Origin of the sequence: Planktothrix sp., assembly GCF_046067725.1 — a bacterium.
Classification (GTDB): Bacteria; Cyanobacteriota; Cyanobacteriia; order Cyanobacteriales; family Microcoleaceae; genus Planktothrix.
Map to the genome: position 1 here is coordinate 1 of NZ_JBJUDF010000321.1, position 7,787 is coordinate 7,787.

9 protein-coding genes are annotated in these 7,787 nt (G+C 42.3%); 7 read left to right on the forward strand and 2 right to left on the reverse strand.

What is annotated here, in order from left to right; translation table 11 throughout:
• Positions 1–1,202: type I glutamate--ammonia ligase (gene glnA / locus ACKPEB_RS19850; protein ID WP_408966720.1), on the reverse strand; the 1,202-nt coding region annotated here is incomplete at its 3' end.
• A gap of 174 nt (positions 1,203–1,376) precedes the next feature.
• Here glnA and apcB point away from each other — a divergent pair.
• The 6 genes from apcB to ACKPEB_RS19880 all read left to right on the forward strand — a co-directional run bounded on the left by apcB (position 1,377) and on the right by ACKPEB_RS19880 (position 6,651).
• Positions 1,377–1,886, forward strand: coding sequence for an allophycocyanin subunit beta (gene apcB, locus ACKPEB_RS19855; protein WP_408966721.1), 510 nt, complete (start codon positions 1,377–1,379; stop codon positions 1,884–1,886).
• Positions 1,887–2,241: 355 nt separating this feature from the next.
• Positions 2,242–3,111 carry a TlyA family RNA methyltransferase gene (locus tag ACKPEB_RS19860; RefSeq protein WP_408966722.1) on the forward strand — a complete coding sequence of 290 codons (870 nt, stop codon included), beginning with the start codon at positions 2,242–2,244 and terminating at the stop codon, positions 3,109–3,111.
• Positions 3,108–3,797, forward strand: a complete 690-nt coding sequence (locus tag ACKPEB_RS19865) for a hypothetical protein (protein ID WP_408966723.1) — start codon at positions 3,108–3,110, stop codon at positions 3,795–3,797. Before ACKPEB_RS19860 ends, ACKPEB_RS19865 begins: the two co-directional genes overlap by 4 nt.
• Before the next feature lie 65 nt (positions 3,798–3,862).
• Positions 3,863–4,975 carry a metal ABC transporter solute-binding protein, Zn/Mn family gene (locus tag ACKPEB_RS19870; protein WP_408966724.1) on the forward strand — a complete coding sequence of 371 codons (1,113 nt, stop codon included), beginning with the start codon at positions 3,863–3,865 and terminating at the stop codon, positions 4,973–4,975.
• A gap of 9 nt (positions 4,976–4,984) precedes the next feature.
• A complete protein-coding gene (locus ACKPEB_RS19875) occupies positions 4,985–5,749 on the forward strand; it encodes a metal ABC transporter ATP-binding protein (protein ID WP_408966725.1) in 765 nt (254 codons plus the stop codon).
• 62 nt (positions 5,750–5,811) lie between these two features.
• Positions 5,812–6,651 carry a metal ABC transporter permease gene (locus ACKPEB_RS19880; RefSeq protein ID WP_408966726.1) on the forward strand — a complete coding sequence of 280 codons (840 nt, stop codon included), beginning with the start codon at positions 5,812–5,814 and terminating at the stop codon, positions 6,649–6,651.
• 87 nt (positions 6,652–6,738) lie between these two features.
• Here ACKPEB_RS19880 and ACKPEB_RS19885 read toward each other — a convergent pair whose 3' ends face one another.
• Positions 6,739–7,284 carry a hypothetical protein gene (locus tag ACKPEB_RS19885; protein ID WP_408966727.1) on the reverse strand — a complete coding sequence of 182 codons (546 nt, stop codon included), beginning with the start codon at positions 7,282–7,284 and terminating at the stop codon, positions 6,739–6,741.
• A gap of 161 nt (positions 7,285–7,445) precedes the next feature.
• On the opposite strand from ACKPEB_RS19885, the gene ACKPEB_RS19890 reads away from it, so the two are divergent.
• Positions 7,446–7,727 (forward strand): hypothetical protein, encoded by a 282-nt coding sequence (locus ACKPEB_RS19890; protein WP_408966728.1) that lies wholly within the window; start codon positions 7,446–7,448, stop codon positions 7,725–7,727.
• Positions 7,728–7,787: the final 60 nt, after the last annotated feature.

Consider the following 7,787-nt stretch of genomic DNA (forward strand, 5'->3'; position numbering starts at 1 on the left):
TAGATGTCCACATCCAAAGGCTCACCGGGATCAATTTGGTTCTTAATCCCATCGAGTCCCGCACAGAGCATAGCCGCAAAGGCCATATAGGGGTTAGCGGTCGCATCAGGACACCGGAACTCTAAGCGTTTGGCTTTAGGGTTGTTTCCAGATAGAGGAATCCGCACCGAAGCCGAACGGTTTCCTTGAGAGTAAGCCAAGTTCACCGGAGCTTCAAACCCAGGAACTAAGCGTTTGTAGGAGTTGGTGCTGGGGTTGGTGAAAGCCAACAACGCGGGAGCGTGTTTGAGAATTCCGCCGATGTACCACAGGCCCATATCGCTGAATCCAGCATATTTATCTCCTGCGAACAGAGGTTGACCATCTTTCCAGATAGATTGGTGAGTGTGCATCCCAGACCCGTTATCGTTAAAAATGGGTTTGGGCATAAAGGTGATGGTGCGACCGTATTTTTTACCGACGTTTTTGATCACATATTTGTAGATCATCAAATTATCGGCGGCTTCAATCAAGGTACCGAATTTGAAACCGAGTTCGCACTGTCCACCCGTAGCAACTTCGTGGTGATGTTTTTCAATGGGAACACCACATTTGGCTATGGTTAACAACATTTCAGTACGGATATCTTGGAAAGTATCCGTGGGTGCGACGGGGAAATATCCTTCTTTGTAACCGGGTTTGTAAGCTAAGTTTCCACCGGCTTCTTCTCTTCCAGAGTTCCAACGACCTTCAACGGAATCGACATAGTAATAGCCGCAATGTTGGGTTTGGTCGAAGCGAACATCATCAAAAATGAAAAATTCTGCTTCCGGGCCAAAGAAGGCTGTATCGCCAATTCCAGTTGAAATTAAATAATCAATGGCTTTCTGGGCAATCACACGGGGACAACGATTGTAGGGTTCCCCCGTGCGGGGTTCTTTAATACTACAAATAATGCTCAGTGTGGGTTCTGCCATGAAGGGATCGATCCAAGCTGTTTTCGGATCTAACACCATTGACATATCGGATTCGTTAATGGCTTTCCAACCGCGAATACTAGAACCATCAAACGGTACACCATCTGTAAAGGAGGATTCATCGATTTGGCTGTTGTGTACCGTTAGATGCTGCCAGGTTCCTAGCATATCCACGAATTTCAAGTCAATCATTTGAATCCCTTGGTCTTCGATCATCGACAAGACCTCTTGGGCAGTCTCAGACATGAATGAATATCTCCTCAAAAATACTGATTATCTCTGAAGGGCTTGACAGTTGGTCTGACAAAGCGACTGGCTGATCATAGTGACTCAGATTGATTAAGTTTTGTATTGAGTGCTACAATACAGCACGTCGCGGCTTCAGAATAATTGAAAGATATTATAAAGGAGATAGCCTTCATGCGAGACGCCGTTACAAGCTTAATAAAAAATTACGACAGAACCGGTCGGTATTTGGATCGAGATGCCATCGATCAACTGAAGTCCTATTTTTCAACCGGTACAGCCAGAGTTCAAGCAGCGGCTGTGATCAATAGTAATGCGGCGACTTTGGTCAAACAAGCGGCTTCGACTTTATTTGCTCAAGTTCCTGAGTTAATTCGTCCGGGTGGCAATGCTTACACGACTCGTCGTTATGCAGCTTGTTTACGGGATATGGACTATTATCTGCGTTATGCGACCTATGCGCTGGTAGCGGGCGATATGGATGTTTTAGATGAACGGGTACTGCAAGGGTTACGGGAAACTTACAATTCTTTAAATGTTCCCGTTGGCCCTACCGTGTTTGGCATCGGAATTCTGAAAGATTTAGTTGCTGAACAAGTCGCATCCGCAGGTTTACCTACGGGTGATTATTTAGAACAACCTTTTGATCATTTAATTCGAGAATTGGGTGAACAGGATATTTAATCCCTCACTTAATTTTTTTAGCGATTCCAATGCAATCGCGCTCTTTGAATTCGGCGCGCACTGTTCCTGGTTACTCCTCCTATCAGATGAACGATTTTGATTGATCTGTCAGGAGTTTCTAGGGTGATGCCATTTTTATGATCATTTTTACACGGTCGGGATGGACATCCTCCTAATTCCCAATCCAGGGCTTGGGGGGATCAAATCCTGAATGAAGGCGATCTTAATGCGGCTTGAAAATGTGTCCAATCGACCCCAAACTAAGTAATAGCAGTGATTAATGTAACAAACCTCACCCCGTATTTCTCTTCCAGTTCAGCTATTCCCTATTGTTTACTCCCGATTTAAGATCTTCGTGAAGCAACGACTCGATACGTTATTAGTAGAGCGCAATTTATGCGAGTCCCGCCAACAGGCTCAACGATTAATCCGGGCGGGAGAGGTTTTAGTGAATCGACAGGTGATTGATAAACCGGGAACGGAAGTTGATTCTGAAGCGGAAATTGATGTGAAACAGCGATCGCGGTTTGTGTCCAGAGGGGGTGAAAAACTGGCTAAAGCGTTGAGGGAATTTAAAATTGATGTGGCTAATCGGATTTGTTTGGATGGGGGAATTTCCACAGGGGGGTTTACGGATTGTTTATTACAAGCGGGAGCGCAACAGGTTTATGGCGTTGATGTTGGGTATGGGCAAGTAGACTGGGGAATTAGAAACGATCGGCGAGTGATTTTGAAAGAACGGACTAACCTCCGCTATTTAACTGCAGGTCAATTGTACGGAGATTTAAATGTTACATCGGATACCTCTACAGAAAAATATGCGGATTTTGCCGTTGTTGATGTATCTTTTATTTCCTTAACCAAAATCCTACCTGCGTTGTGGCCATTGTTAAAGCCGAATCGAGAAGTGGTACTGTTAGTAAAACCTCAATTTGAAGTTGGGAAAGAACGGGTGGGCAAAAAAGGTGTTGTCCGAGATTGTCAAGATCAAGCCCGTGCTATCTTTCAAGTGGGTTGTGTCGCCCTGTCATTAGGATGGCAATATCGAGGTTTAACCTGGTCGCCCATCCAAGGGCCTGCCGGAAATATTGAGTATCTGTTATGGTTACACACTGAAGGCCAACCCTTGCCTTCAGAAATGGAAATTGCCCAAATTACCCAACTCGCCCAGTTCACTTTAACGTCTTCCCCTGCTCAACCTTCACCCTCTAAATCCGTTCAATGAATTTCTTCAAACGACTGAAGACCATTACGGTTTATATTGTATGCGCTTTCCTGTTTGTCTTCTGTGTCGTTGTTCTCACAGGAGTGGCGATCGCCATTAAAGTTCTAGTCCTCAAACTCGCCCATCAATTTATTTACCCGATTTTTATGTTTGGGGATTTACTTCGGGGGTTAGAAATTATTGATTTACTCAATATTTTGGTCTTTGCAATTGTCGGGATGGGATTGGGATTAGCAACGGGTTTGTTACCCACTTCCAATGCTCGAAAAATTACTACTTGTTTCCTAATTCTTTTAATTCCCATTATTTTATCAGTACCTCAGATTGTCAAATACAATCTTTGGGTCGGAGATCTTGCTAAGGATGATGATCTTTCGTTTCCCGAAGCTAAAATCATTGCAGATCACTTTTTAAAACGCCGAATTCATTACGATGGGGTCTTCGGTTTTTATGTCTATACTGGACAATTTCCGATGATTCCAACCCGACAAGTTCAGATGCAAGAATTGGAACGCTTAGAAAAACAAGTGAATTCTAAATTCGTTCGGGTGAGTGGGATTCCTCCCACTTTAATTACCGTGATTATGGCGATTTGTTTTTGGGGAATTCGGATTTTTTATTTTGCGGTTGCTGTGATTACTGCGATTGCTCATTATCGAGAGGGGTTGAAAATTGCTGGAAAATAATCAACTCTTGAGGGTGCCAAGTTCCTCTATTATACTAAAATGATAATGATTATCATTTTAAAACAATGCCATCCTTCAAATCTTCAAGGCTTGACTCTCCTGAGACGCAGACAGCGATCATCCCATTGGCTAAATCTTGGCTTGATCGCTTCTCAATCTTTTTGGTCTCAACAATGGCGATCGCCTCCAGCAGTTGCGCGCCTAATTTCCCAACTCCCAATTCAGAAACCCTTCAAGGACAATCGGCTGGGACAGCAACCCCGACGGCTAAGGCTGAATTACGAGTTGTGACCACATTTTTACCCATGACCCAATTTACAAAAGCGGTCGTCGGTAGCCGCGCAGAAGTCGTTCAACTGCTTCCCACCAATGTTGGCCCCCACGATTATCAAGCCAAACCAGGAGACGCTCAAATCATTGCTGAAGCGGATGTTTTGGTGAAAAACGGCTTAGATATGGAACAATTTCTTGAAAATCTGATTAAAAATGCGGAAAATCCCCACCTAAAAATTATTGATACCAGTCAGGGCATTAAATTATTATCGAATGATCTTGGAAAAGAACATAATCATGATCATGGAGGGGATCATCATCATGATCATGGAGAATATAACCCCCATATCTGGCTTGATCCCAAACGGGCTATTCGTCAAGTTGAAAACATCCGAGATGGTTTAATCGCGACTGACCCCTCTGGAAAAGCAATTTATACCACTAATGCGGCTGCTTATATTCAACAGTTACAAAAACTGGATGCAGAAACCGCTCAAATGTTGCGACCTTATTCGGGTCAAACCTTTGTCGCTTTTCATGACTTTGCCCCCTACTTTGCGGATAGTTACAACTTGAAAGCAGAATTTTTGGTGGATATTCCTGAAGAAAAACCTTCGCCAGAGGATGTCAAGCGGGTGATGGATACCGTAGAAAATACCCATCTCAAAACCTTGTTAACCGAACCCCAAGGCCGATCGGTGTTTAACGCATTGGCTCAAGATTTGAATGTTGGAGTCAGCACTTTTGATCCATTGGAAACCGGAGGCGTTGAAGCATTACAACCGGATTACTATATTACAACGATGCGTCAGAATGCTAAAAATCTGGCTTTTGCTTTTACGGAAAAACAAAATCAATCGTTATTGCCACTGAGAATTGCTACTCCTGTGGGTTTGCGGTTTTAGGAGGTGGAGTTGAACAATATTGTTTTAACGGTTAATCGATTAACTGTTTATCGAGAAACTTATCTAGCCGTTGAAGATGTTTCTTTCTGCTTAGAAGCGGGAACTGATACGGCGATTATCGGCCCCAATGGTGGGGGGAAAAGTACCTTGGTACAAGCGATATTAGGAATTTTACTGCGACAAGTGGGAGAAATTTTTATCCTTGATTACCCCCTGAGTTCTACAGGTTTTCTCCCTGCAATGATCCGTCAACAAATTGCTTATTTGCCCCAAAATTTTCTATTTGATCGACGGATTCCCATGACGGTTGAAGAATTGGTGGGTTTGGGGTGGGATCAATTGGGTTTTCAGTTGCCTTGGACTAATGGGAAAAAACGCCATGATGCTGTTCAAGCGGCTTTGCAGAGAGTTGATGTAACTTATTTGAGAAAGCAACTGATTAGTGGGCTGTCGGGGGGTGAACTGAAGCGGGTTTTGTTGGCTTATTGTTTGGTTCGCCCTCGACGATTGTTGATTCTGGATGAAGCTCAGGCGGGATTGGATGTGCGGGGGGAATCGGAGTTTTATAATCTGCTGGCGCAATTAAAACGAGAGGAAGGTTGGACGATTTTGCAGATTTCCCATGATTTAGAGCGGGTGCGGCATCATTGCGATCGCGTTCTTTGTTTAAATCGGACGTTGCTATGTCAAGGAACGCCTGAGTTGGTTTTGTCTCCTGATTCTCTTTCCCAGATTTATCAAGGGGAATTAACGGGGTTTCAACGCTATTACTAACAATTAAGAATTAAGAATTAAGACGAAAGTTGGATTGATGGTTGAACTGGGAAGAGAAAATTATGAATATTGAAGCGGAAACTGCGCGAATTATTAGCTTGTTTCAACTGCCTTTTATGCAGCGTGCTGTAATCAGTGGGGTGATGACGGGTTTAATGGGGGGAATGTTAGGTAGTTTTACGATTTTGCGACAGTTATCTTTTTTTAGTGATGCGTTAGGACATTCAGCATTGTTGGGGGTCAGTATTGGCTTATTATTGGGGCTAAATCCATCCGTCGTGTTACTTCCTTTTGCGGTTTTATTTGCATTAGGAGTGACCTATTTATTGGAAAAAACTCGATTATGGACAGATGCGTTATTAAATATTGTTTATTCGTCTTCTTTAGCGATCGCCATTATTATTTTAAGCTTTGTCGGACAATATAAAGGCGGAATTAATCAATTATTATTTGGGGATATCTTAGCAGTCCGACCACTGGATTTAATTTTTAGCAGTATTTTATTAATGATTTGTTGTGGATTTATTGGGGGAACATGGCGAACACAAATGTTGATTACATTACATGAACCCTTGGCTAAAATTCGGGGTGTTTCAGTGTCTTTTCATCGCTGTACTTTTATTATTTTATTATCTTTAGTAGTCGGAATCTCAATTAAATCTATTGGCGTGTTATTAGTTAGTGCTTTTGTGGTGATCCCGGCTTGTGCAGCCCGTTTATTAAGTCGGACTTTTAGTAGCTATATTATCCTATCGGCTGGACTAGGAGGATTCAGTGCGATGGTAGGAATGGTGATTTCTGCCGTCTTTAACCTGCCTTCTGGGCCGAGTATTGTCACCACTCAATTTGGAATTTTTCTGATTGCAGTCACAATTCCCCGTCTACACGCTTTAAATCATTAAGCCTGAAGCTGCTCTGGACTAATTATTGCAAGTAATTATAAATAAATGAATCCATAGTCCCAGAAATCTGACGGGGTGACAACCCCGTTAAAAGGTTGATAAAATCAAGGACATAGCCCTTAACCCCCTTTGAAAAAAAGGCAACTTGTTACGTCTTATCAGCATTAATTCATTGACAATTTGTTGAAAAAACTCCATTCCTATCATCCAAGATTGGCTATATAACCCAATCCAAAAACTGCTGTGACGGCGTAGCGATCGCCGAAATTCCTTTAGCCGACCTACATAGTTTTGAATCCCCTTCCTTTTAATCTGTTGACCCTGAAGAATCGCACAACTGTAAGCCAGAGCGATGAGTAGAATTAAGTTATTTAAACGGTGCTCAGATGCTTGAGTTTTTTCTAAATTATAACCCCCACTCTTAGAATCTTTAAACATCGCCTCAATCCCACTTCGACATTTAAAAGCAGAGATTACAGCTTTTAAATCTCCCAAATTTGTTAAAAGATACCATCCTTCTTTCTCCCCCTTCCCTTTATATTTACGTTTCCAATAAGCAGCTACATTCAATTTACCAAATCCTTTTTGTTTTGTAACTTTAACACCTCTCAAGTAAAAACGAGTTTCTGGCAATAAACCCAACTCAGACAAGCGAGTGTAATTCTCTCCATCTATTGGTCAAATTGAGGAATTATTTTCACTTGATGGGGCTTTTCACGAATACTACCCCATCTTTTTTACCGCAATTTGGCTCCATTCCCTCTAGCTCAGGTTTTTGACGGGGTTGTCACCCCGTGAGTGGATTAACAGGACTACAGCGCCTGCATAATATTCCTTGTACTCGATGTGTATTTTTTACGGGAGATTACCGCTTAAAATGTACAGTTCGTCCTTGCCAAGCTTTATCTGAAGATGCGATTCATTGTTTAGATTTTGAACAGATGATGGGAAATCAAAATCGTTCTAAAATAAGATATAAATATCGTATAGAAAATAGATTAACATCTTTTTTTATTGTAGGAGGATCTCGTCGATGGCAATCCTCTGAGTCGGAAGGAGTTTCCAGAAATTGTTAAGCACTTGCAATAATTCTTGACATTATGTTATATTCCTTAACGAGGTCACTCCAAGAGGAA